This window comes from Kutzneria sp. CA-103260 (assembly GCF_018263855.1).
In the GTDB taxonomy this organism is placed as follows: Bacteria; Actinomycetota; Actinomycetes; order Mycobacteriales; family Pseudonocardiaceae; genus Kutzneria.
Genome location: NZ_CP073318.1, coordinates 6396948 through 6420739, shown reverse-complemented (window position 1 = coordinate 6420739; position 23792 = coordinate 6396948). Strand labels below are relative to the sequence as shown.

The 23792-nt window shown below is 72.0% G+C and carries 20 protein-coding genes and 1 riboswitch; of the genes, 10 read left to right on the top strand and 10 right to left on the bottom strand.

Features of this window, described 5'->3' with window-relative positions:
• Positions 1-26 precede the first annotated feature (26 nt).
• Positions 27-1439 carry a dihydrolipoyl dehydrogenase family protein gene (locus tag JJ691_RS28120; protein WP_249227061.1) on the top strand — a complete coding sequence of 471 codons (1413 nt, stop codon included), beginning with the start codon at positions 27-29 and terminating at the stop codon, positions 1437-1439.
• Positions 1440-1453: 14 nt separating this feature from the next.
• On the opposite strand, the gene JJ691_RS28115 is transcribed toward JJ691_RS28120, so the two are convergent.
• The gene (locus JJ691_RS28115) at positions 1454-2626 is read right to left on the bottom strand and encodes a hypothetical protein (protein WP_211762625.1); all 1173 of its coding nucleotides are present in this window, start codon (positions 2624-2626) and stop codon (positions 1454-1456) included.
• Between the two features lie 278 nt (positions 2627-2904).
• Here JJ691_RS28115 and JJ691_RS28110 point away from each other — a divergent pair, with 278 nt between their 5' ends.
• The 3 genes from JJ691_RS28110 (at position 2905) to JJ691_RS28100 (ending at position 5471) form a co-directional block, all read left to right on the top strand.
• Positions 2905-3408: a DUF3145 domain-containing protein gene (locus tag JJ691_RS28110; RefSeq protein WP_211762624.1), complete on the top strand. Its 504-nt coding sequence runs from the start codon at positions 2905-2907 to the stop codon at positions 3406-3408.
• A gap of 20 nt (positions 3409-3428) precedes the next feature.
• Complete coding sequence (locus tag JJ691_RS28105) at positions 3429-4022, top strand: hypothetical protein (RefSeq protein ID WP_211762623.1); 594 nt, start codon at positions 3429-3431, stop codon at positions 4020-4022.
• A gap of 219 nt (positions 4023-4241) precedes the next feature.
• Positions 4242-5471 (top strand): cytochrome P450, encoded by a 1230-nt coding sequence (locus JJ691_RS28100; RefSeq protein ID WP_211762622.1) that lies wholly within the window; start codon positions 4242-4244, stop codon positions 5469-5471.
• Positions 5472-5605: 134 nt separating this feature from the next.
• Here the strand turns inward: JJ691_RS28100 and JJ691_RS28095 are convergent, their stop codons facing one another.
• The 5 genes from JJ691_RS28095 to JJ691_RS28075 all read right to left on the bottom strand — a co-directional run bounded on the left by JJ691_RS28095 (position 5606) and on the right by JJ691_RS28075 (position 10439).
• Positions 5606-6838: a beta-ketoacyl-[acyl-carrier-protein] synthase family protein gene (locus tag JJ691_RS28095; RefSeq protein ID WP_211762621.1), complete on the bottom strand. Its 1233-nt coding sequence runs from the start codon at positions 6836-6838 to the stop codon at positions 5606-5608.
• Positions 6839-6875: 37 nt separating this feature from the next.
• Entirely contained in the window at positions 6876-7115 is a 240-nt protein-coding gene (locus JJ691_RS28090; protein ID WP_211762620.1) for an acyl carrier protein, read from the bottom strand.
• 64 nt (positions 7116-7179) lie between these two features.
• Entirely contained in the window at positions 7180-8166 is a 987-nt protein-coding gene (locus tag JJ691_RS28085; RefSeq protein ID WP_211762619.1) for a beta-ketoacyl-ACP synthase III, read from the bottom strand.
• A complete protein-coding gene (locus JJ691_RS28080; RefSeq protein ID WP_305875444.1) occupies positions 8163-9098 on the bottom strand; it encodes an ACP S-malonyltransferase in 936 nt (311 codons plus the stop codon). The genes JJ691_RS28085 and JJ691_RS28080 overlap by 4 nt, the downstream gene beginning before the upstream one ends.
• A 150-nt stretch (positions 9099-9248) precedes the next feature.
• Positions 9249-10439 (bottom strand): PucR family transcriptional regulator, encoded by a 1191-nt coding sequence (locus JJ691_RS28075; protein ID WP_211762618.1) that lies wholly within the window; start codon positions 10437-10439, stop codon positions 9249-9251.
• 86 nt (positions 10440-10525) lie between these two features.
• Between JJ691_RS28075 and JJ691_RS28070 the strand changes: the two genes are divergently transcribed.
• From JJ691_RS28070 to pnuC, 3 genes are all read left to right on the top strand, one after another.
• Positions 10526-12052 (top strand): alpha/beta fold hydrolase, encoded by a 1527-nt coding sequence (locus JJ691_RS28070; protein ID WP_211762617.1) that lies wholly within the window; start codon positions 10526-10528, stop codon positions 12050-12052.
• A gap of 435 nt (positions 12053-12487) precedes the next feature.
• Positions 12488-13273 carry a mechanosensitive ion channel family protein gene (locus tag JJ691_RS28065; RefSeq protein WP_211762616.1) on the top strand — a complete coding sequence of 262 codons (786 nt, stop codon included), beginning with the start codon at positions 12488-12490 and terminating at the stop codon, positions 13271-13273.
• Between the two features lie 54 nt (positions 13274-13327).
• Positions 13328-13458, top strand: a riboswitch (FMN riboswitch).
• Between the two features lie 64 nt (positions 13459-13522).
• On the top strand, positions 13523-14170 hold the full coding sequence (gene pnuC, locus JJ691_RS28060) for a nicotinamide riboside transporter PnuC (RefSeq protein ID WP_211762615.1): 648 nt from the start codon (positions 13523-13525) through the stop codon (positions 14168-14170).
• Here the strand turns inward: pnuC and JJ691_RS28055 are convergent.
• Complete coding sequence (locus tag JJ691_RS28055) at positions 14132-15004, bottom strand: polysaccharide deacetylase family protein (protein WP_211762614.1); 873 nt, start codon at positions 15002-15004, stop codon at positions 14132-14134. The genes pnuC and JJ691_RS28055 overlap by 39 nt on opposite strands.
• A gap of 105 nt (positions 15005-15109) precedes the next feature.
• Between JJ691_RS28055 and JJ691_RS28050 the strand changes: the two genes are divergently transcribed.
• The 3 genes from JJ691_RS28050 to JJ691_RS28040 all read left to right on the top strand — a co-directional run bounded on the left by JJ691_RS28050 (position 15110) and on the right by JJ691_RS28040 (position 18937).
• Complete coding sequence (locus JJ691_RS28050) at positions 15110-15862, top strand: thiopeptide-type bacteriocin biosynthesis protein (RefSeq protein WP_211762613.1); 753 nt, start codon at positions 15110-15112, stop codon at positions 15860-15862.
• Positions 15859-18036 carry a lantibiotic dehydratase gene (locus JJ691_RS28045; RefSeq protein ID WP_211762612.1) on the top strand — a complete coding sequence of 726 codons (2178 nt, stop codon included), beginning with the start codon at positions 15859-15861 and terminating at the stop codon, positions 18034-18036. Before JJ691_RS28050 ends, JJ691_RS28045 begins: the two co-directional genes overlap by 4 nt.
• Before the next feature lie 118 nt (positions 18037-18154).
• Positions 18155-18937, top strand: a complete 783-nt coding sequence (locus tag JJ691_RS28040) for a lanthionine synthetase LanC family protein (protein WP_211762611.1) — start codon at positions 18155-18157, stop codon at positions 18935-18937.
• Here the strand turns inward: JJ691_RS28040 and JJ691_RS28035 are convergent.
• From JJ691_RS28035 to aceE, 3 genes are all read right to left on the bottom strand, one after another.
• Positions 18934-20319 carry a DUF6297 family protein gene (locus tag JJ691_RS28035; protein ID WP_211762610.1) on the bottom strand — a complete coding sequence of 462 codons (1386 nt, stop codon included), beginning with the start codon at positions 20317-20319 and terminating at the stop codon, positions 18934-18936. The genes JJ691_RS28040 and JJ691_RS28035 overlap by 4 nt on opposite strands.
• A complete protein-coding gene (locus JJ691_RS28030; RefSeq protein ID WP_211762609.1) occupies positions 20316-20924 on the bottom strand; it encodes an ABC transporter ATP-binding protein in 609 nt (202 codons plus the stop codon). The genes JJ691_RS28035 and JJ691_RS28030 overlap by 4 nt, the downstream gene beginning before the upstream one ends.
• Before the next feature lie 82 nt (positions 20925-21006).
• The gene (gene aceE / locus JJ691_RS28025) at positions 21007-23784 is read right to left on the bottom strand and encodes a pyruvate dehydrogenase (acetyl-transferring), homodimeric type (protein WP_211762608.1); all 2778 of its coding nucleotides are present in this window, start codon (positions 23782-23784) and stop codon (positions 21007-21009) included.
• Positions 23785-23792: the final 8 nt, after the last annotated feature.

Here is a 23792-nt window from a genome sequence, read left to right as displayed (position 1 = left end):
GATCACCGGTGGTGTGAGGTTGCGTCGTGACAGAGACAAGCGACCAGGGCACCTTCGACGTGATCGTGATCGGTGGCGGCGCGGTCGGCGAGAACGTCGCCGCGCGGGCGGTCCGGGGCGGGCTGACCGCCGCCCTGGTCGAGCACGAGCTGGTCGGCGGGGAGTGCTCGTACTGGGCCTGCATGCCGAGCAAGGCTCTGCTGCGGCCCGGGCACGCGCTGGCCGCCGCCCGCCGACTGCCCGGCGTGCCGGTGGGCGACCACTTGGACGCCGCCGCGGTGCTGGCCCGGCGCACCTACTTCACGTCCAACTGGGATGACGCCGGCCAGGTGCAGTGGGCCGAAGGCGCCGGCATCACCGTCGTCCGCGGCAGCGCCCGGCTGGACGGCGAGCGCCGGGTGGTGGTCGGCGACCGGACGCTGACCGCCCGGCAGGCGGTGGCCGTGTGCACCGGCAGCGTGCCAAGCATGCCGCCGCTGGAGGGCATCGCCGACACGAGGGTGTGGACCTCCCGCGACGCCACGTCGGCCAAGGAGGTCCCGGGCCGGCTGATCGTGCTCGGCGGCGGCGTGGTCGGCGTGGAGCTGGCCCAGGCCTGGCGGCGGCTCGGCGCCGAGGTGGACCTGGTGATCAGCGGCGACCGGCCGCTGCCGAAGCTGGAGCCGATCGCCGGCGAGCTCGTCGCCGAGGGCCTGGTCGAGGACGGCGTCCGCCTGCGCACCGGGGCCAAGGCCGTCAGCGTGTCCCGGGCCGGCGACGGCGACATATCCCTGGGCCTGGCCGACGGCACCGTGCTCAAGGCCGACGAGCTGCTGGTCGCCACCGGCCGCCGGCCCGCGACCACCAGCCTGGGCGTGGAGACGGTTGGGTTGACCCCCGGCGAGACGCTGCACGTCGACGACTCCGGCCTGGTGTCCGGGGTGGACGGTCAGTGGCTGTACGCCGCCGGCGACGTCACCGGCCGCGCGCTGCTGACCCACCAGGGCAAGTACGCCGCCCGGGTGGTCGGCGACGTGATCGCCGCGCGGGCCAAGGGCCCGGTCGAGACGCCGCCATGGAGCCAGTACGCGGCCACCGCCGACCACGCCTCGGTGCCGGCGGTCGTGTTCACCGACCCCGAGGTCGCCTCCGTCGGCCTGACCGCCGCGCAGGCGGCCGCCGCCGGCATCGAGACCAAGGTCGTGGACCTGGACATCGCCGTCGCCGGCTCCTCGGTGCACGCCGACGGCTACCGCGGCAAGGCCCGGATGGTCGTCGACGAGCAACGACGTGTGCTGGTCGGCGTGACCTTCGTCGGCCAGGACGTGGCCGAGCTGCTGCACTCGGCGACCGTGGCCATCGTCGGCGAGGTGCCGCTGGAGCGGCTGTGGCACGCGGTGCCGTCCTACCCGACGATCAGCGAGGTCTGGCTCCGCCTCCTGGAGGCCTACGGCCTCTGACTTGACGGGGCCGGCTAGGACAGGGCCAGGTTCAAGGTCCGCTTGGCCAGGGACACCAGCGCCGGGTCGTCGGCGGCGCTGGGCTGTCCGATCCAGACGGTCTCGACCAGCCGGACCGTGCCGCCGGACCGGTTGCTGGTGAAGGCGGCTCGGTCGAACGAGGTCGGGCCGCCCGGCCACGGGCGCTCCCGCAGCAGCTCGGTGATGCCGCCGGCGCCGGGCTGCTCGGCCAGCGACTGGAACGCGGCGGCCGGCTCGGGCCCGCCGAAGCGGATCTCGGCGACGGCCACCCCGGCCGGCCGCCCGGAGTCCTCGACCCGGTAGTTCCAGCGCCGCAGGTCCACGCACTGGTTGTGGCTCAGCCACACCTTCACGTCCCCGTACGCGTGGTCGGCGCACCGGCTCTCGTCGTCGACGGTCTCGACCCGGGTGTAGCCGGCGGCCTGCGAGGCGGCGGCCGGAGCCGGGCCGCCGGCGGTGCTCAGGGCGGCGATGACGCTGCCCACGGCCAGCGCCCCGATCAGCGCGGCCGCCCCGATCGGCAGCCAGCGGCGGCGCTTGCGGGCCGGCGTCTCGGCTGGCGCGGCCGTCGCGGCCGCCGGGAAGCCCTCGGCGATCAGCTCGTCGGTGGTGAACCGCTCGTCCGGGCAGAGGTGGATGAGCAGCCCGCCGGCCTGCTCGGCGGTGATGCCCGGGGCCGGGCCGGCGACGTCGCGCACGGCGGCCAGCAGCGTGGTCGGCATCGGGTGCAGCACCCGGATGCCGCGGTCCAGGTCCATCTGAGGCTGCGTCACCTGACCGACGTAAGGGCCGATGGCCAGGATCAGCCGAACGGGTAAGCCAGTCTCCCGCACCACTTCGGCCACCGCCGCGGCCACGCCGACCGCCTCGGCCGCCGGGTTGACCGTCGGGTCCGGGCCGACCAGCGGCCAGCCGTCGATCTTCCACTGGCCGGTGACCGGCGCGTCCAGCCGCATGGCCGGGTCCGGCAGGTCCACGCCCGCGACCACCACCGCCGCGTTGGGCAGCAGCACCAGCATGTCCACCGGCCGGGGCCGGCCGGGCGGCAGGTAGCCGGCCAGCGCCACGCCGCCGAGCACGGCGTCGCCGCCGCCCCACGACGCCAGCGCCGCCTTGACGTCGGCCGCGACCGCGGACTGCGCGTCGCCCAGTCGCACCAGGCGCACGGCGCCCACCTCCCCAGCTGATTGACCCGAGGGCACACCTTGACCCGAGGGGTCAACGGTAACCGGCCGGCCGCCGCCAGCCACCTCCCGTCCTGTGATCGACCTCACCTGTGTTGGTGCCCCCTCGCCCGGGTGATCTCTGCCCCGTGATCTTGCGGTTGCGGTGGCGGCTGAGCCCGGGCACAGGGCAGAATGGCGCATCGGCTTGATCCGCTGGTGGTCACCGGCACGTGAGGGCGTAGGGGAAGACGTCCCTCGGCGAGTGGCGGAGGTCAGCAGTGAACAACCGTGGCAAGACCAGTGGCGTGGTGTACGTCCACTCGTCGCCGTCTGCGGTCTGTCCGCACGTCGAGTGGGCCATCTCGGGCACCCTCGGGGTCCGGGCCGACCTGCGCTGGTCCGCGCAACCGGCCGCCCCCGGCCAGTTGCGGGCCGAGTGCGCGTGGACCGGCGAGCCGGGCACCGGCGCGCAGCTGTGCGGCGCGCTCAAGGCGTGGCCCATGATCAGGTTCGAGGTCACCGAGGACCCCAGCCCCGGCGTGGACGGCGAGCGCTTCTGCTTCGCCCCCGGCATCGGGCTGTGGCACGCCCGCGCGGCCGCCAACGGCGACGTCGTGGTGGCCGAGGACCAGCTGCGGGCCCTGGCCGCCAAGGCCAGGACCGGCGAGTCCTTCGCGCACGGCGTCGACTCGCTGCTGGGCAAGCCCTGGGACGACGCCCTGGAGCCGTTCCGCCGGGCCGGCGACGGCGCGCCGGTGACCTGGTTGCACCGGGTGGGGTGAGCCGTGGCACTCTCCTTGTCGTGACCCCGCAGGCTTCACCCAATCGGACGACGCTGACGTGGCTGATCCCGATCACGTTGCTGATCGCGGTCTGCGCGATGGTCGGCGGCCTGATCGCCCGCCAGGTCTACGCGGTGACCAAGCCGCCGTCGGTCAGCCACGCGCCGGTCACCAGCGAGTCGTCCGCGCCGCCGGCCGTCCGGCCGCCGGACCCGCGCTCGGTGTACTTCCTGCCGTTCGCCCAGAACGACCCGCTGTTCAGCCGGGTGCAGAACGCCATCCAGAGCTACTTCAACGCCACCAACGACCAGGACTACAACCTGTGGCGCAAGACGATGACGCCGAAGGTGGCGCAGCAGCAGACCCAGCAGGACTGGCTCGGCGGTCTGCGCAGCACCAAGGACAGCGACATGACCGTCTACCGGATCGAGGCCACCGACAAGGGCGCGGACGTGTTCGGCTCGTTCACCAGCAAGCAGGACCTCGCCGACGCCCCGGACACCCTCAAGGCCACCTGTATCAACTGGTGGATGGTGTGGCCGATGGAGGACATGGGCAGCGGCAGCTTTCGCATCGGCAGCCCCTCGGTGATCGCCAAGAAGTGCGAGGGATAAACCCCCCGGAGCTCTCCCCGATCGGACACGCGCCGCCGTCATCCGGACAGCGATCCTGCCTGATCGGACCGGATTCGCCGGGGTGGCCGGGGAATCGGAACCCTGCCTGATCGGGCACCTCCCGGCGTCGTGCGTCCTGCTCCACTCGCGGATCACACGGTCGAGTGAATAGTGTTTACCTCGAACTGGTGGGATGTTTTACCGCAACAAGGAGTCGTCTTGTCGTCGACGATCAGCGCCCGACCCCTGCCCGTGCCCCGCGAGGACGTCTGTCCGTTCGGGCCCGCGCCCGAGGTCGCCGCCCTGCGCACCGAAGCCCCGGTGGTCCGGGTCACCTGCCCGACCGGCCTCGACGCGTGGCTGGTCACCCGCTACGCCGACGTGCGCGAGGTGATGGGTGACCCGCGGCGTTTCAGCAACAACTCCGGGCAGGCCGGCCACATGCTGGCCAACCAGCCGCCGGACCAGCCGCTGGAGGAGGGCGACTTCGCCCGCATGGACGGGCCCGACCACGTCCGCTTCCGGCGGGTGTTCGCGCCGGCCATCTCCACCATGCGCCGGATCGAGGAGTTCCGGCCGATGGTGCAGCGCACCGCCGATGAGCTGCTGGACGGGCTGGCCGGCGAGATCGGGCCGGTCGACCTGCACGAGCGGTTCTCCAAGCCGCTGACCACCTCGGTGATCGCCGAGCTGCTGGACGTGCCCTACGCCGACCGCGAGATCTTCCACCGGGTGGCCGACTCGCTGTTCAGCGGCAAGTCCGACGTGGACGACCTGGACGCGTTGAAGTTCCCGCTCTTCGAGTACGTCGGCGATCTGGTCCGGGCCCGCCGCGTCGCGCCCGGCGAGGACGCGATGAGCGTCATGGTCGACCGGGGCCAGCGGCACGAGCAGCCGTTCACCGACCTGGAGCTGACCAAGATGGCGGCCGGCCTGCTGGTCGCCGGCTACGACACCACGGCCAGCATGATCACCTACGGCACGCTGGCCCTGCTGGAGAACCGCGAGCAGTTCGACCTGCTGGCCGCCGACCCGTCGCGGGCCGCCAACGCCGCCGAGGAGCTGGTGCGGCTGCTGGGCGTCGGCTCCGGGCTGATGCGGGTGGCCACCGAGGACACTGAGATCGGCGGCGTGCCGATCGCCGCCGGCGACTACGTGGTGGTGGCCATCCAGGCGGCCAACCACGACCCGGAGCGCTTCGCCGAGCCGGAGCGGCTGGACATCGACCGGGCCACCAGCGGCCACATCGGCTTCGGCCACGGCCCGCACCAGTGCGCCGGCCAGCAGATCGCCCGACTGGAGCTGACCACCGCGCTGGCCACCCTGCCGCGCCGGGTGCCGACCCTGCGGCTGGCCACCTCGCTGGCCGAGATCCAGTTCAAGGCCGACACCACTGTCTACGGCCCCGCGGCGCTGCCCGTGGCCTGGGACGAGATCCGCCCGGCCTGACGTCCCGAACAAGCCCGGAAGGGGGCATTCCTGGCGTTCAACGCCAGGAATGCCCCCTTCTGAGCACCAAGAAAAGCTGGGAAGGGGGCTTTACCTGCATCCAACGCAGGAAAGCCCCCCTCCCGGCGCAAACGTCAGACCTTGGCGAAGGCGAGGGCCACGTTGTGGCCGCCGAAGCCGAACGAGTCGTTGATCGCGGCCTTGAGCTCCACCCGACGCGGCTCGCCGGCCACCACCTCGTGCAGCAGCGCCGGATCCGGCGTCTGCAGGTTCGCGGTCGGCGGGATGACGCCGTCGCGGATGGACAGCACGGTCGCGATGGCCTCCACCGCGCCGGACGCCCCCAGCAGGTGGCCCAACGACCCCTTCGGCGCGGTCAGCAGCGGATGGTCGCCGATCGCCCGGTGGATGGCGATCGACTCGATCGTGTCGCCGACCGGCGTCGAGGTGGCGTGGCAGTTCACGTGCCCGATGTCCTCGGCCGCCAGCTCCCCGCTGCGCATGGCCGCCTTGATGGCGCGCAGCTGGCCGTTGCCCTCCGGGTCGGGCCCGGTGATGTGGTACGCGTCGGAGCTGGTGCCGATGCCGGCCAGCCGGCCGTACACCTTGGCCCCGCGGGCCTTGGCGTGGTCGGCCCGCTCCAGCACCATGATGCCGGCGCCCTCGCCGAGCACGAACCCGTCCCGCTCCACGTCGAACGGCCGGGAGGCCTGCTCCGGCGCGCTGTTGCGGGTGGACATGGTCCGGGCCTGCGCGAAGCCGGCCATCGTGATGCCGGTGATGCACGCCTCGGCGCCGCCGGCCACCACCACGTCGGCCTCGCCGCTGCGGATCATCCGGTAGGCCCAGGCGATCGCCTCCGCGCCGGACGCGCAGGCCGACACCGGGGCGTGCACCCCGGCCCGGGCCTTGAGCGTCAGGCCGACGTGCGCGGCCGGGCCGTTGGGCATCAGCATCGGCACGGTCAGCGGCGACACCTTGCGCAGGCCCGCCGTCTCCAGCAGGTCGTCCTGCGCGAGCAGGGTCAGCGCGCCGCCGATGCCGGTGCCGATGATCACCGCGAGCCGCTCCGGGTCGACGGCGTCCTCGTCGAGGCCGGCGTCGGAGTAAGCCTGCCGGGACGCCACCATGGCGACCTGCTCGCTGCGGTCCAGCCGCCGGGCCTCAACCCTGGGCAGGATCTCGGTGGGCTGAACCTTGAGCTGCGCGGCGATCTGCACCGGCAGCTCGTACTTGTGCACCCAGTCCGCGTCCAGGGTCGATACCCCGCTGCGGCCGGCGAGCAGGCCGTCCCAGGTGGACGCGACGTCCCCGCCCAGTGGGGTCGTCGCGCCGACACCGGTGACGACGACGTCGACAGAGCTCACTTCGCCTCCGCTCTACTGCAGTTCGTTCCCGACAAGCTCAGGCGTTGCTGGCGATGTAGTTCACCGCGTCGCCGACCGTCTTCAGGTTGGCCAGCTCGTCGTCCGGGATCTTCACGCCGAACTTGTCCTCGGCCTGCACCGCGATCTCCACCATGGACAGCGAGTCGATGTCCAGGTCGTCGACGAAGGACTTCTCGACCGTCACGTCGTCGACGGCCACACCCGCGACCTCCTCGACGATCTCGGCCAGCCCGGTGCGGATCTCCTCGTTGTCCACCTTGTGGTTCCTTTCATCGTGATTCCCCGGCGGGGCGGGTCGCCGCACCGGAAAGCTGTGCCCGTCAGGGGCAGATGGCGACCTGGCCCGAGTAGGACAGGCCGGCGCCGAAGCCGACCAGCAGCATCACGTCGCCGCTGGAGATCCGGCCGTCGGCCCGCATGTGGTCGATGGCCATCGGGATCGAGGCGGACGAGGTGTTGCCGGAGTGCACGATGTCGTCGGCCACCACCATGTCGTCGCGGGCGCCCTTGGCCCGCAGCTTCTTGGCGATGTGCTCGACGATGCGCAGGTTGGCCTGGTGCGGCACCAGCACGTCGATGTCGGACAGCTTCACGCCGGCCGCCTCCACCGCGCGCTCGGCGATCGGCGCGATCTGGGTGGTGGCCCAGCGGAACACCGACTGGCCCTCCTGGAAGATGTGGCCGGCCGGGGTCAGGCCGATCATGTCCACCAGGTCGCCGGAGCTGCCCAGCACGGCCGGCGCGATCAGCGGCTCGTCGGCCGGCCCGACCACACAGGCTCCCGCGCCGTCGGCGAAGATGATGCAGTTGCCGCGGTCGGACCAGTCCACCCAGTCGGTGAACCGCTCGGCCCCGATCACCAAGACCTTGTTCGCGCTGCCGCCCCGGATCATGTCGCTGGCCACGGTCAGCGAGTACGGGAAGCCGGCGCACGCGGCGTTCAGGTCGAAGGCGGCCGGCGAGCTGACGCCGATCCGGTCCGCGGTCTGCGCGGCCGCGTTGGGGATGTTGCCCGGCATGGTGCAGGTCGCCACCAGCACGGTGTCGATCTCGCCGGCCGCCACGCCCGAGTCGGCCAGCGCGTTGGCGCCGGCGGCCACGGCCAGGTCGACCAGCGTCTGGTCCGGGTCGCACAACCGCCGCTCGACGATGCCGACCCGCTGCCGGATCCACTCGTCGTTGGTGTCCACGCCCATCGCCGCGATGTCGTCGTTGGTGACGACCCGGTTGCCCTGGGCGCTGCCGAAGCCCAACAGCCGGGTGCCGGCCGGGCCGGTGCGGCCGATCAGACTGGGACGCTCGCTCACTGCTGCACCGCCTCCACTGCCTTGTCCAGGTCCGCCGGGGTCTTGATCGCGATCGGCTTGGTCACGACGTCCTTGAGCTGCCGCTTGACCAGGCCGGTCAGCGCGCCGCCCGGGGCCAGTTCGATGGTGGTCGTCACGCCGGAGCGGGCCAGCGTGTCCATGCACAGGTCCCAGCGCACCGGCAGGGTCACCTGGGCGACCAGGCGGCCGAGCATCTCGGAGCCGCTGGTGACCACGGAGCCGTCCGCGTTGGACAGCAGCGGCCGGTTCGGGTCGGCGGTGGCCACGCCGGCCACCTTCTCCCGCAGCGTCTCCCGGGCCGGGTCCATGTAGTGGGTGTGGAAGGCGCCCGCCACCTTCAACATCACCACCTTGGTGCCGGCCGGCCGCTCGTCGGCCAGCTTCTGCAGCGCGGTCAACGAGCCGGCGGCGATGGTCTGGCCGGCGCCGTTGCGGTTGGCCGGGACCAGGCCGTACTCGTCCAGCCGGGCCAGCAGCTCGTCGGCCTCGCCGCCCATCACCGCGGCCATGCCGGTCGGCTCCAGGGCGCAGGCCTCGGCCATCGCGCGGCCGCGCACCGCGGCCAGCGCCACGGCGTCGTCCATGGACAGCACGCCGGCGATCGCCGACGCGGCCAGCTCGCCGATGGAGTGACCGGCCACCGGCGCGGCCGCCGGCACCGGCACCCGCCGCTGGAGCTCGCGGAAGGCCACCAGGGTCAGCGCCACGATCAGCGGCTGCGTGATGGCGGTGTCCTTGATCTCCTCGGCGTCCGCCGTGCTGCCCAGCCGGGCCAGGTCGAGGCCGGTGGTCTCGGACCAACCGGCCACGAGCTCCGCGACGCCGTCCAGTTCGAGCCATGGGGCGAGCATGCCGGGGGCCTGAGATCCCTGTCCGGGAGCGAGCAGCGCGATCACCAGATCACTGAACACGGTCGCGGCGGCGTCCCGGGATGTCGCCACCGACGAAGTCCGATGGTCAGCGTTGTAGGAACCCTCCAAAGGTTGCTAGAAAATGTCCAGTGAGCGGCCTGGAGGGTTGTCGAAGGCGTCGCATCCCAGCCCCTGAGGCGTCGCTCACTGTCACCACAGGCCGCGGGCCTTGGCCAGCCGGCCCACGGTCAGCGCCACCCGCAGCACCAGGGCGTCGCGCGGGTCGTTGGCGTTGCGGCCGGTGAGCTCCGTGACCCGCTTGAGCCGGTACCGGACCGTGTTCGGGTGCACGAACAGGTTGCGGGCGCACGCCTCCAGCACGCCGCCGGTCTCCAGGAACGCGTCCACTGTGGCCATCAGCCCGCCGGTGGCCTCCTCCAGCGGCCGGGCGATGCGCTCGATCAGCTGCCACTCCGCCTCCGGGTCGCCGGCCAGCGCCCGCTCCGGCAGCAGGTCCAGCGACCGCACCGGCCGCGGCGCGGTCGGCCAGCCGACCACCGCCCGCAGGCCGGACAGGGCGTCGGAGGCGCTGCGGTGCGCCTCGGCGATGCTGTCCACCGTCGGCCCGACGACCACCGGGCCGGGGCCGAACGCCTCGGCCATCTTGGCCAGCACCTCCTGGCCCCGGGCCTCGTCCTCGGAGCCGCCCAGCACCACCACCAGCCGTGATCCCTGCACGCTGAGCAGCACCGGCCGGTGGATCCGGGCGGCCCGGCTGCGCACGTCGAACACCACCCGGGTCGGCTCGGCCGACATCGGGTTGCCGACCAGGACCGTGGCCTCGGCCGCCTGCTGCCAGCCCAGCGCCGACGCCCGGGACAGCAGGGACTCCTCGGCGTCGCCACGGACGATGCCGTCCACGATCAACGCCTCCAGCCGGGCGTCCCACGCGCCACGGGCCTCGGCGGCCGCCGCATAGGAAGTGGCGGCGGCGAAGGCGATCTCCCGGCCGTAGCGCAGCACCGCCTCGGTCAGCTGGCCGCGCTCCTTCTCGTCGGCGGCGATGTCCGGCAGCATCTGCTCGAAGACCTCCAGCGCCACCCGGACCAGTTCCACGGTCTGGCGCAGGCTCACCCAGCGCGACATGTCCTTGGGGGCGGAGCGGAACGCCTCGGCGGTCAGCCGGATCGCCTGCTTGTTGTCGCGCAGCCACGACACGAAGCCGGCGACCCCGGACTGGGTGACCATCAGCACGCTGGCCCGCTGGTCGGCCGGCAGTCGCCGGAACCACGGCAGCCGCCGCTCCATCTCGCCGATCGTGCCGGTGGCCAGCCGGCCCGAGGCGTGCTCGAGCCGGCGCAACGTCTCCGTCGACAACGAGTCCCACGCCAGATCACCCATTGCCACAGCTTTGCACGCCACCCACCCGGTCGACTGAACAACCAGCTCGCGGACCGAAATCGCCCCTATGTTCGGGGTTGAAAGCCATGGAGGAGGTTGACTTGCGAAGACTGCTGCCCGTCGCGCTGAGCCTGCTCGCTGTCGTGTCGCTGGTGACTCCGGCGCAGGCGCAGCGGGTGGTCTGGGGCCCGTGCTCCGGCGCGCTCGCCGCACTCGAATGCGCCACGCTGTCCGTGCCGCTGGACTACGTGCACCCCGACCAGGGCACCATAGCCGTCATGGTGAGCCGGCGCCCGGCCGCCGATCCCGCGCACCGCAAGGGAGTGCTGCTGATCAACCCCGGCGGGCCCGGCGGCAGCGGGCTGTCCATGCCGCGCTACATCGCCGACCACACGCCGCTCGGCCAGTACTACGACCTCGTCGGCTTCGACCCCCGCGGTGTCGGCTCGTCCACCGCCCTGCGCTGCCTGACCCCGCGTGGTCTCGCCGGCCTGGAGTCCCGGCCCGCCGACGACCAGTTCGCGGCGTGGGCCGCCGACGCCCGCTCGACCGAGGACGCCTGCAAGCGCTCCGGCGGCGGCATCCGGCCGTTCATCGACACCCGGGACACCGCCCGGGACATGGACCAGATCCGCGACGCGCTGGGAGTCGCCAAGATCAACTACCTCGGCTACTCGTACGGCACCTATCTCGGGGCCGTCTACGGGAGTCTGTTCCCCGATCGGCTGAACCTGTCCGTGCTGGACTCGTCCGTGCACCCCGAGTGGATCTGGCGTCGGCAGTTCATGGAGCAGGCCGCCGCCTATCGGTCCGATGTGGACTCTTGGGCCGCGTGGGTCGGGGACCGCAACGGGGCCTTCGGCCTCGGCGTCGGGCGGGCCGCCGTGCTGGTCTCCGTCGAACAGTTGGCCAGCACCCTGGCCAAGTCCCCGGTCGGCAAGTTCACCCGCAGCACCCTCGACGGGGCCGTCGGCGAGGGCGCCCGCTACCGTCCACTGTGGTCGGACCTGGCCCAGGTGCTGGTGTCCCTGCGCAAGGGCGACCATGTCGCCGTCGGCGACGCCGTCGGCGCCGGCACCGCACTGGCCCAGCGGGGCCTGGACGCCTTGCAGTCCGGTGTTTTCGACACCGTCACCTGCGAGGCCGACTGGCCAACTGACGTGACCACCTACTACCAGGACATGCGCATCTATCGGGACGCCTTCCCGTACGGCTACGGTGTGCTGCGGGCGGCTCCGACCACCTGCACCTACCGCTCCTTCACTCCCGCCGAGCCGCCGGTTTCCCTGGCCCGCAGGGGCTATCCCGTCGGGGTTGTCGTGCAGGGAGAGGGCGACACCCAGACCGAGTACGCCGGCGGACCCGCCATGGCGCAACGCCTTCGGGACAATCTCATCACCGTCTCCGACGAGGGCGCCCACGGCCAGTACGGCACCAACCCCTGCGCCACCGAGAAGATCAACCGCTACTTCGTCGACGGCGTCCTGCCCGACAGCTCGTCGGTCTGCCCCGGCTCGCCCCGCCCCGACGTCCCCGCCGACACCCTGCCCGCCCGCTCCGCCACCCTCGGCCAGTCCGTGCACAACTACCTCTCCGCCCTAGCCCCGTTCTGATCGCGAGTCCCGCTCTCGGGCAACTGAACTACCGGTTCTGGGGGCGGGGTCTCGTCGTGGTGGGGTGGTTGCCGATAGCGCGAGTCCTGCTCACGTGTTACAGCGAGTCCCGCCCTCGGGCCATTTCCAGCGTGGTTGTGTGAAGTGGTGGGGCCCGAGGACGGGACTCGCCTGCCCGAGAGCGGGACTCGCGTTTCCAACTGGCGCCGGCGGGCCTGTGTCTTGTGTCGGCGGCGCTGGTCTTTCCTGGTGGTGGGCTCGGGGCGTTGACATGCCGGAGGCCGCCGGGCGCTTGGCGCCGGGCGGCCTCCGTCTCCCCGGTCCCCACCGGTGTGTCCACTGTGGATCAAAGTGGGGCCAGGCGCCACGCGGTTCCCCCTTTCGTGCCAACCGTGTCGAGTTGCTCCACGGTGGACGCTGCGAAACCATTCGGCAATGGGCGATCAACTCAGTCAGGGGCTGGGCGACGCGTGGGCGCTGATCACCACGTTCGTGCCCAAGCTGCTGGGCTTTCTCATCGTGCTGCTGGTCGGATGGCTGGTGGCCAAGGCGCTGTCCAAGGCGGTCGAGCTGCTGCTCGGCAAGGTCGGCTTCGGCCGGCTGGTCGAGCGGTCGGGGCTGGGCGGGCCGAAATCACCGGTGGACGCGGGCAAGCTGATCGTCCAACTGGTCTTCTACTTCGTCATGCTGATCGCGCTGAACTACGCGTTCGGCGTGTTCGGCACCGGCAACCCGGTCAGCGACCTGCTCAACCAGGTCATCGCGTACCTGCCACGGGTGGTGGTGGCGATCATCCTGGTGCTGATCGCCTCGGCGATCGCCCGGGTGGTGCGCACCCTGATCACGGGTGCGCTGGCCGGCCGGCAGTACGGACAGCTGCTCGGCACCGTCAGCTACGCCTTCCTGCTGGCGCTGGGTGTCATCGCGGCGCTGAACCAGTTGGGCATCGCGACCACGGTCACCGAGCCGGTGCTGATCTTCGCGTTGGCCACGGTCGGCGGCATCCTGGTGGTGGGTGTGGGTGGCGGCATGGTCCGCCCGATGCAGTCCCGCTGGGAGCAGTGGCTGACCCGGGCCCAGGCCGAGGCGGCCAGCCGTCCGGCCGACGGGTCGGCCCAGGACGCGCCGTGGGAACGCAACCAGCCGCCGGGGTCCGACACTCCCACGCCGGCGCAGGGCTTCCCCCGGCCCGACCCGGACCAGCAGTCGCGGCCCGAGTGACCTAAATCCCTCCGGAATAACCGGCCCCGGGGCTTATGTTCTCCAGTCAGGAGACGTGCGCTCCGGGGCTTGGTGAAATTCCAAACCGGCGGTACAGCCCGCGAACCGCAAGGCAGCGATGCCGAGCGGCCGACCTGGTGCGACTCCAGGGCCGACGGTGACAGTCCGGATGAGAGGCGCGCACACGTCCGCCATCGGCGTGCGCGCGAAACAGCCCCGGAACCGAGCCGGAGAAGGGGGCTGACCAGGGTGAACTGGTTGCTGGAGCACGGGCTGACGCTGCTGGGCGAGCACATCTCGTTCGCGGAGCTGTTGGGTCAGATCGGCGCGGTGGCCGTGGTGTTCCTGGCCCAGCGCCGCACCCTGTGGACATGGCCGGTGCAGATCGCCGCCGCGGTCCTGCTGTTCTCCGTCTACACCTCGGCCCACCTGGGCGGACTCGCGCTGCGGCAGGTCATCGTGTTCGCCATCTCGCTGTACGGCTGGTGGGCGTGGACCCGCCGCCGTGACGCCGAGTACGGCGTGCTGGTCCGCCGCTCCACCTGGCCCGAGCTGGGCGCCCTCGCCGCGGCGCTGGTCCTCGGCACCATCGGCATGGCGCTGCTGCTGCAGGCCACCAACGGGTCCTGGGCCCCGTGGCCGGACGCGGCGATCTTCATCGGCACCGCCGTCGCCTACGCCGCCCAGGGCCTGCGCCTGGTCGAGTTCTGGCTGGTCTGGCTGCTGGTGGACGCGATCGGCGTGCCGCTGCAGATCGCGTCCGGCCTGTACTTCAGCGCCAGCGTCTACATCGTGTTCACGGCCCTGGTGATCAAGGGCTGGCGGGACTGGACCCGCAGCGCCAAGGCCGCCGCGGCCTCACTCGCGCAGGCACCAGCCGGCAACGTCAGCGTGTGACGCGAACCACACGTTGTGCCCGGCGATGTACTCGACCAGCTGGCGCAGCGCCACGAACCGGGACCGGTGCCCGATCACGTGCGGGTGCATCGTGAGCTGGAACAGCCCGCCGTCGGCGTAGGCGGCGTCGAACTCGTCCCGCCAGGTGGTCAGCACCTGGCGGGGCGGCACGCTCGGCCGGGTCGGATCACGCGGGAAGAACGGCGCGTCGTCCCGGATCCACTCCACCGGGATCTCCACCAGCCCGGTCGGCTCGCCGTCGGCCACCACCTCGTACGGGTCGTCGTCGGCCATCAGTGACGAGTCGTAGCGCAGGCCCAGCTCCCGGATCACGGCCAGGGTGTCGGCGCTGAAGTCCCACGACGGGGTCCGCAGCCCGACCGGCCGCGTGCCGGCAAGTCGCTCCAACGTGTCGGCGGCCCGCAAAGCCAAGTCCCGTTCCACACCGGGCGGCAGGGCCGTGTTGCGCTCGTGGATCCAGCCGTGCAGGGCCACTTCGTGCCCCGCTCGAACGTACGCGTCGATGTCGGCCGGATGCAGCAGCGCGGACACCGCCGGCACGAAAAACGTCGCCGGGATCCCGTGCCGCGCCAGCAGGTTCAGGATTTTCGGCACGCCGACGCGGCTGCCGTACTCGCCCTGCGACAGCTGGCACGGGCTGAACTCCGCGTCCCGCAGGGGAATCGTCTCGTGGTCGGAGTCGAAGGACAGCGCCACGGCCGCCTGCCGCCCGTCCGGCCAGCTCGACGGCCGCAGGCTGCGGCCCGCGCGCACCCGGCCCGTTTCCCGCCGCCAGACCGTTTCCGGCCACTCCCAAGGTTGTCCGGTAACCATGTGCGACAGGTTAGCGCCGTTCACACCTTCGACTGACCACCCGTGGACAACCCGCCAACTTCGCCTAACGTCGAAGGGGAAGCGACCCGGGCGGAGGTGGAAACCGTGCTGTCACAGCAAGAACGTCTCACCTTCCTGTCCGGCGGCCTGGCCGCGCTGCGCGACGGGGCCGCGCCGACGTGGACGCAGCTGGGCCTGTCCCGGCCGAAACCGGGAATCTACGGGGAACTGGCGGCGGCGGTGCGAGAGATGCTCGCGGCCGACCGGATCACCGACTTCTTCTTCATGCACAAGGCGCCCGGCCTGCGGGTCCGGTTCGCCGCCGCGCCCGGCCTGGAGCCGTGGGTGCGGGCCGAGGCCAACCGGCTGGCCCGGCGCTGGCGCGAGCAGGGTCTGATCGACGGGATCGTGCCCGGCGTCTACGAACCCGAGGCGGTCCTGTTCGGCGGGCCGGCGGCGATGCCGCACGTGCACCGCCTGTTCACAGCTGATTCCGTGGCCTGGCTCGATCATCACGCGCGGCCGGAGCTGCCGGCGTGGCTGGTGTCGATGCGACAGCTGCGCTCGGTGTTCGGCGGGCTCGGCCTGTGCTGCCAGGCCTGGCCGCACGTGCGGGACACCTGCGGGCGGCGGGTGTCGCTCCGGGACGACTCGGTCGCCATTGCCTGCACCGAGCTGCGCGGTGTCTGGGAGACGACCCGGTCGACGGCCGCGCCGGCGGCGCGCAGCTGGCGGGTGGCGGTCGAGCGGGCCGGCGTCGACCCGGCCGAGGTTGCGGCGTACTACGTGGTCTTCCACTGGAACCGGGCCCGGCTGAGCTCGGCCCGGCAGGCCCTGATCACGGAAGCGCTGGCATGAGCGAGCTTGCGAGCGAATCATTCAACGCAGAGCGTCCGCGAACGCGAACACCGAGTGCGCTGCTGCGGGTGGCCGGGCTGCCGATACGCCTGTGGACCGCCGCCGGCAACCCGGATCTGGTCACCGACCTGCGGGAACTGCTGGCCGAGGAGGAGGCCTACGCCGCCTACGCCCGGTCGCTGGCCGACTGGGTCGGCGCGCTGATCCCGGCCGCCGAGGATCGGGCCGAGCTGCTGGTGCTGCGCCGCGACCTGCACAACGGTCGCCCGGTGTGCAGCGCGCTGCCGGAGCTGGCCCGGGCCACCGCCTGGTCGACGGCGCTCGGGCTGCGGCGGGCGGCGTTGGACGAGGACATCGAACGGGAGCGTGAGCGGCTACGAGGGCTGCCTTGGCGGCTGGTCGACGAGACCGTCGCGCGGGCCGTGCCGGAGCTGGTCGCCGACGTGGGCCGCCGGCTCGACGCCGGCGAGGACTGGGGTGGCAAGCGTTTGCGGCAACGGTCGGAGTACCTGCTGCGGATGATCGCCCGCGGCACGGCGAAGCCCACCCCGCGCGGCTGGCTGGCCCACGTCGGCCGGGTCGAGGTTGCCGAGACGGCGTCATGGCCGGTGGTCGGGGAGTGCTCGGCGCAGTGGGTCAGCAACGTCAACGCCGACCGAAGACAGGCGACCCTGGCCGACGGCACTATCACCATGAACGGGCTGACCTGGGTCGACGGCGACCGGCTGCGCTGCTGGTCCACGACCCGCGTGGTGGAGGTGCGGCGGACCCCGCTGCTGGACGCCATCCGCAACGTCCTGGCCGACGGCGTGCACGATGTCGACGAGCTCGTGCGCCGCCTGGCCCCCGATGCCGGGGACGTGCTGCGTGGCTTCCTCCAGCATCTGGTCGGGCTGGGCATCGTGCAGCTGTCCCGGCCGCCCCGGACGAGCTGGAACGTTCCCCTGGACGGCTTCGTCGATGTGTACCGGCGAGTTCAGGGCGCCCTGCCGGTCGACTTCGTGGCCCGGACCAGTGAGCTGGCGTTGCAGGCCCTGCGCCTGGCCGACGTCCTGCCCCGGCCGGTTGAGCACCCGATCTTGGCCACCGTCGGCTCCGCGCCGCGGCCGGTGACCGATCTGGTCGCCGAGTACCTGGCCGGCGAGCCGATGCCGGAGACCAACCGTCGAAGATCGCCGGACCTGCCGGAAGTCCTTACCCCGCAAGCGCTTGACCAGCTGGGCCTGCTGCCGGCCGCGCTGCCCGAGTGGCCGCTGGACTGCCTGGTCCGGCCCATGGCCAGGGGTGCCGTGTTGGAGGCGATCATGCCGGCCGGCGTGGTGGACGCCCGCTTCGCCGCCGCCTTGACCGAACTCGGCGGCGAACCGCCGCAAGTGAGTTCCTACCGGGACTTCTTGGCCCGTAGCGCGGCCGAAGAGGGGGCCAAGCCGGTCGAAATCCTCGTGCCACCACTGGACGACCGTGCCGCCAACGCCGTGCGAAGACCCTTCTATTGTCCATTGTGGACGGGCGATGCCGACGCGGCCGCCTATCTCCCGGCGGCCGGGCGTTATCTGTCGCTGGGACGGATCACCTTGCGGCGTGAGGGAAACCGGGTCATCGCTGAGGACGTGGGTGGCAATCTGCTGTGGCCCATGCACCACGCCACACGAACGCCCATCGGTCCGTGGGGTCTGGTCGTCACCCTGCTCACTGCCGCCGCTCCGCGCGGCCGGTCGATCTCTTTCGGCAACCGGATGGCCGCCTTCCCGGAGCGGGATCACTTGCCACGACTGGAGATCGCCGGCGGGCTGGTGCTGTCCGGGCGGCACTGGCGGATTCGACCGCCCTCGACTTTCCGGGAGCTGGCCGGGCTGGACCTGCCGCGCTTCGTGTTCGCCCGGGCCGGGGGCAGCAAGCCGCGACCGGTGGACCTGCACAGCCTGGCCGCGTCGCGGGAGCTGGCCCGGCTGGGCGATCCCGTTGTCCTGGAGGAGATGCTGCCGGACCCGGACCACCTGCCGTTGCGGGATCACCACGGCGAGCCGATCGCCGGGCAGCTGCTGCTGCGGCTGCCGCACCGCCGAGCCACCACCGCGGTCGCGGTGGGGAATCAGGAAGGGGACAGTGGATGGAATCCGTCTTGGCCGTCGACGAACTGGACCGTCTCATCGCGGAACTGGACTCCCGGATGACCGAGGTCGCCCCGGCGGGCCGCGCGCCGGACTCGGCGATCTGCTCGCTGGTCGGCTGTCAGATGAGTCGCTGGGACTGCTGACCCGGGCCGCGGGCTCGCCGGAACTGGGTCCGTGCGTGCTCGCGACACTGCTGGCCGGCTCGTCGGACCGCGCGGCGCAGGCCGCCGTGCGGTCCGCGGTGCCGGCCTGGCTGGATGCCGCCGTGCGGCCGATGCAGTGCGTCGGCCTGCACGGCGGCATGGCCGGCACCCTGTTCGGCCTCAGCCTGATCGCCGAGCTCCACCCGCCGGTTTCCCAGCTGTCGCACCGGGTTTCCGGCTGGCTGGGGGAGCGGCGGTTCGAGGAGTTCGACCTGATCTCCGGTGCGGCCGGCGCCTGCCTGGCCGGCTACCCGCAGCCGGTGTGGTTCGACGGCGAGGACACCGGCATGGCCCACGGTGCCGCCGGCGTGCTGGTCGTCTCGCCCCAGCCGGAACTGGTCGACTGGCTGCTGGAACAGTCCTTTGTGGACCAGCGCCGGCAGGGCTGGTGCTACGGGATGCCCGGCATCGCCTGGGCCCTGTGGACCGCCGGCGCGCGGGCCGAAGCCATGCGCTACCTGCGGATCCTGAGCCAGACCTTCGATCCCGAGGTGAACCTCTACGGCCGCGACGCCGACCGCCTCGGCATCTGCCACGGGGCCGCCGGCGTGATGCTCATCGCCGACGCCTTCGTGCACGCCGGTGTTGGCGCCGCCCGCGGCCTGCGCGACCAGATGTGGGCGTACCTGGTGGAACGCCTCGACGTGGTGCCGACGCTGGACGAGACCCTGCTCATGGGGGCCAGCGGCGTGCTGGCCGCGCTGCTCACTGTCGACGGGGCCGGCCGCCGCTGGCTGCGGTGCCTCGGCCTGCGCTAAGCCACGGTGGCGATCAGCTGCAGGGCGACCAAGCCGACCAACACGGCGGGGCCGCGCACCAGCTGGCGGATCAGGTTGACCGGCATGCTGCCGAACGGGCTGTCGAACGCCGGGCCGACGTAGGTCATGGGCGGCCGGGTGGCCATGGCGTAGACGACGACCACGGCCCCGGCGGCCGAGATGACGGTGGTTGTGGTCGGGGCGATGGGCAGCGCGAAAGTCGTTAGCGCGCACCACAACACGGCCCCGGCGGCCGGCAGCACGAGGTGGATGATCTTCAACGACGCGTCGGTGCCGCCGAGGGCCCGGCGCAGCGCGGCGGAGCCGCAGATGGTGCGCAGACCACCGGCGAACCGGTCGGCGGCGATGTACGCGGCGAGCAGTTGCACGGGGCCGACGGCGATGGGCGGCAGCGAGATCGCGGCGAAGAACGGCACCGGCAGCAGCGCCACCCACATGGCGACGGTGGCCGGATAGCGGCGTAGCCGGGCGAGGTCGGCGAGCACGAAGGCGACGGCGCGGCTGCCGCGCAGACGTACCGAGCGAACCCGACCGATCCGGCGGGCCCGGCGCAGCGCCAGCGCCGAGGTGAGCAGCGAGAAGTCCAGCCACGTCGAGGAAACGCTGGCAGCCAGCACAAGATCGGCACCGGCGCTCAGCGAGCCGCGATGCAGCTGCGACAGCGCCCGGTAGCCGATCACGAGGGCGATCACCACCAGCACGATCACCGCCCACGGCAGGCGGTCCAGCGGCACGGGCAGGTCCGGCACGTCCAGCTGCAACGCCACGACGCCGCCCATGAGCACCGCGACGCCCAGCAGCACGACCAGGGCGGCCTGGAATCGGCGCACCTCACGTGGGCTGGTCTGCGCGCCGGCGGTGAAGCAGACCAGGGCCAGCCCCAGTTCGAAGCCGATGATCCCGGTCGTCGGCAGGTTCACCAGCCACGGCGGGTAGACCGCCGTCAGCCCGCCGGCCAGCAGCGCCCCGGCCACGCTGGCGATGAGCAGCGTCCGCGCGAAGGTCGGCAGCAGCGCCGAGCGGCGGTCCACCGGACTGGCCAGGATCCACGCCTGCGTCGCCGAACCAGCCCAGATGGGTCCCACCGCCAGCAGCCCATGCCCGAACGCCGCCACGGCCGCCAGAGCGACCGCCACGGCCATCCACGACACCGACGCGGCAGTGTGCGGCGCCGGCGCGAGGGACAGCGCCGACGCGGACTGGGTCTTGATCACGGCCTCGGTCACCAGGCCGCCGGCCATGCCGATGTAGAGCGCGGTGTCGGACAGGTCGTAGATCCGACGGAAGATCGAGCGCGGATTGCGCCGCCGCCGCATGGCCCGCAGCTCGGCCCGGACCGCCCGGGCAGTGACGACAGTCACAGCCCGACCTCGATGTACAGGTCGGCGACCGCCTCGATCAGCTCCGGATCGTGCGACGCCATCAGCACCGACGATCCGGCGGCCTTCTCGGCGTTCAGCTTCGCCGCCAGCCAGGCCCGGCCCTCCACGTCCAGCCGCTGCTCCGGCTCGTCCAGCACCAGCAGGCTCCGCGGCCGCACGAAGCAGCTCGCCAGGGCGAGCCGCCGCCGTTGCCCGCTGGACAACGTCGCCGGCAGCTGGTCCCGCTGGTCGGTGATGCCCAGTTCGTCCAGCACCGCTTCGACCGCCGCTTCGGCGTCCGGCTGCCCGTGGGCCAGCGCGCACAGCGCCAGGTGCTCGCCGACCGAGAGGTCCGGGAAGAAGTCCACGTCGTCCAACACGCAGGCCATCGCCGCCCGGGTGTCCGGCGACGTCTCCAGCACCGGGAACCCGTTCAGCGTGATGCGGCCGGCGTCGGGCAGGTCCGTGCCGGCCACACAGCGCAGCAGCGTGGTCTTGCCCGAGCCGTTCGGCCCGATCACCGCGGCGCCCTCCCCAGGCGCCAGTTCGAAGCTCAGCTCGTGCAGCACCAGCAGCCCGCTGAAGCCCCGCGTCAGCCCGTCCACCCGCAACACCGCTCGGACCCCCCTAACACGAAAACGCCGAGGGAACCGTTACCGGTTCCCTCGGCGTTGGTCGCGCACCAGGTTAAGCGGCGCCGGAGTCCGTGGTCTGGGGACCCGCGGCCTGCGGGTCGTCCAGCTTGTACCGGCGGGTCGCCTCGACCACCTTGGCGTGGTCGATCTCGCCGCGGCGGGCCAGCGCGGTCAGCGCGGCCACCACGATCGACTGCGCGTCCACCAGGAAGTGGCGGCGAGCCGCCGGCCTGGTGTCGGAGAAGCCGAAGCCGTCCGTGCCCAGCGACACCATGTCGGACGGTACCCACGGGCGGATCAGGTCCGGCACCGCGCGCATGTAGTCCGACACCGCCACCACCGGGCCGGCTGCCTCGGACAGCACCTGCGTCACGTACGGCACGCGGGGCTCGGCCTCCGGGTGCAGCATGTTGTGCCGGTCCACCTCCACCGCGTCGCGGCGCAGCTCCGCCCATGACGTCGCCGACCACACGTCGGCCTGCACGCCCCACTCCTCGGCCAGCAGGGCCTGGGCCCGCATGGCGTCGGGCATGGTGACACCGGATACCAGGATCTGCGCCCGCGGGCCGGTGGCCCCGGGGGCCGTGGCGTAGCGGTACAGACCGCGCAGCAGGCCCTCGACGTCCAGGTTCTCCGGCTCGGCCGGCTGCTGCACCGGCTCGTTGTAGATCGTCAGGTAGTAGAAGACGTTCTCGGCGTTGTCGCCGTACATCCGCCGCAGGCCGTCCTTGACGATGTGGGAGATCTCGAACGCCCAGGCCGGGTCGTAGGACACCACCGCCGGGTTGGTCGCCGCCAGCAGCAGCGAGTGGCCGTCGGCGTGCTGCAGGCCCTCGCCGGTCAGCGTGGTGCGGCCCGCGGTGGCGCCCAGCACGAAGCCCCGGGCCATCTGGTCGGCGGCCGCCCACAGGCCGTCGCCGGTGCGCTGGAAGCCGAACATCGAGTAGAAGATGTAGACCGGGATCATCGGCTCGCCGTGGGTGGCGTACGAGGTGCCGACCGCGGTGAACGACGCCGTCGAGCCGGCCTCGTTGATGCCCTCGTGCAGGATCTGCCCGTGCTCGCTCTCCTTGTAGGCCAGCATCAGCTTGGCGTCCACGGAGGTGTAGAGCTGCCCGTGCGGGTTGTAGATCTTCTGCGACGGGAACATGGCGTCCATGCCGAAGGTCCGCGCCTCGTCCGGGATGATCGGCACGATCCGGCCGCCGATCTCCGGGTCCTTGATCAGGTCCTTGATCAGCCGGACGATGGCCATCGTGGTGGCCACCTCCTGCTTGCCCGAGCCCTTGCGGATCGTCTCGTAGACCTTGTCGCCCGGCAGCACCAGCGCGGTGGACTTGCCCCGCCGCTCCGGCACGAAGCCGCCCAGCTGGCGGCGGCGCTCGACGACGTACTGGATCTCCGGCGAGTCCGGCCCCGGGTGGTAGTACGGGGGCAGGTACGGGTCGCGCTCGAGGTCCGCGTCGCTGATCGGGATGCGCAGCTCGTCCCGGAAGAGCTTGAGGTCCTCCAGGGTCATCTTCTTCATCTGGTGCGTGGCGTTGCGGCCGGCGAAGTGCGGGCCCAGGCCGTAGCCCTTGATGGTCTTGGCCAGGATGACCGTCGGCTGGCCGTTGTGCTCGGTGGCCGCCTTGTACGCCGCGTACACCTTGCGGTAGTCGTGGCCGCCGCGCTTGAGGTTCCAGATGTCCTGGTCGCTCATCGGCGCGACCAGCTCCTTGGTGCGCGGGTCGCGGCCGAAGAAGTGCTCACGCACGTAGGCGCCGTCGTTGGCCTTGTACGTCTGGTAGTCGCCGTCCGGCGTGGTGTTCATCAGGTTGATCAGCGCGCCGTCGCGGTCGGCGTGCAGCAGCGAGTCCCACTCGCGGCCCCAGACCACCTTGATGACGTTCCAGCCGGCGCCCCGGAAGAACGCCTCCAGCTCCTGGATGATCTTGCCGTTGCCGCGGACCGGGCCGTCCAGCCGCTGCAGGTTGCAGTTGATCACGAAGGTGAGGTTGTCCAGGCCCTCGTTCGCGGCCACGTGGATCAGGCCGCGCGACTCCGCCTCGTCCATCTCGCCGTCGCCCAGGAACGCCCACACGTGCTGCTGGGACGTGTCCTTGATGCCGCGGTCGCGCAGGTAGCGGTTGAACCGCGCCTGGTAGATCGCGTTCATCGGGCCCAGGCCCATCGAGACCGTCGGGAACTCCCAGAAGTCCGGCATCAGCCGCGGGTGCGGGTACGACGGCAGACCGCCGCCCGGGCCGGCGTGCGAATACTCCTGGCGGAAGCCGTCCAGGTGCTCGGCCGACAGCCGGCCCTCCAGGAACGCGCGAGCGTACATGCCCGGCGAGGCGTGGCCCTGGAAGTACACCTGGTCGCCGCCGCCCGGGTGGTCCTTGCCGCGGAAGAACCAGTTGAAGCCGACCTCGTACAGCGTCGCCGAGGACGCGTACGTGGAGATGTGCCCGCCCACGCCGACGCCCGGACGCTGCGCGCGGTGCACCGTCATGGCCGCGTTCCAGCGGATCCACGCCCGGTAGCGGCGCTCCGTCTCCTCATCGCCGGGGAACCAGGGCTCCTGCTCGGTCGGGATGGTGTTCACGTAGTCCGTGCTGGTCAGCGACGGCACGCCCACCCGGCTCTCGCGGGCCCGCTCCAGCAGCCGCAGCATCAGGTACCGGGCGCGCTGCTGCCCGGCGCCCTTCAGCACGCCGTCGAAGGACTCAAGCCACTCCGCGGTCTCATCGGGGTCGATGTCCGGGAGGTGGGCGGCGAGGCCGTCGCGGATGACCCGGACCCGCTCCGGGGGGCTCGCACTGCCAGCGCCGTTGCTCTGCGGGGCCAAGGGGTCTC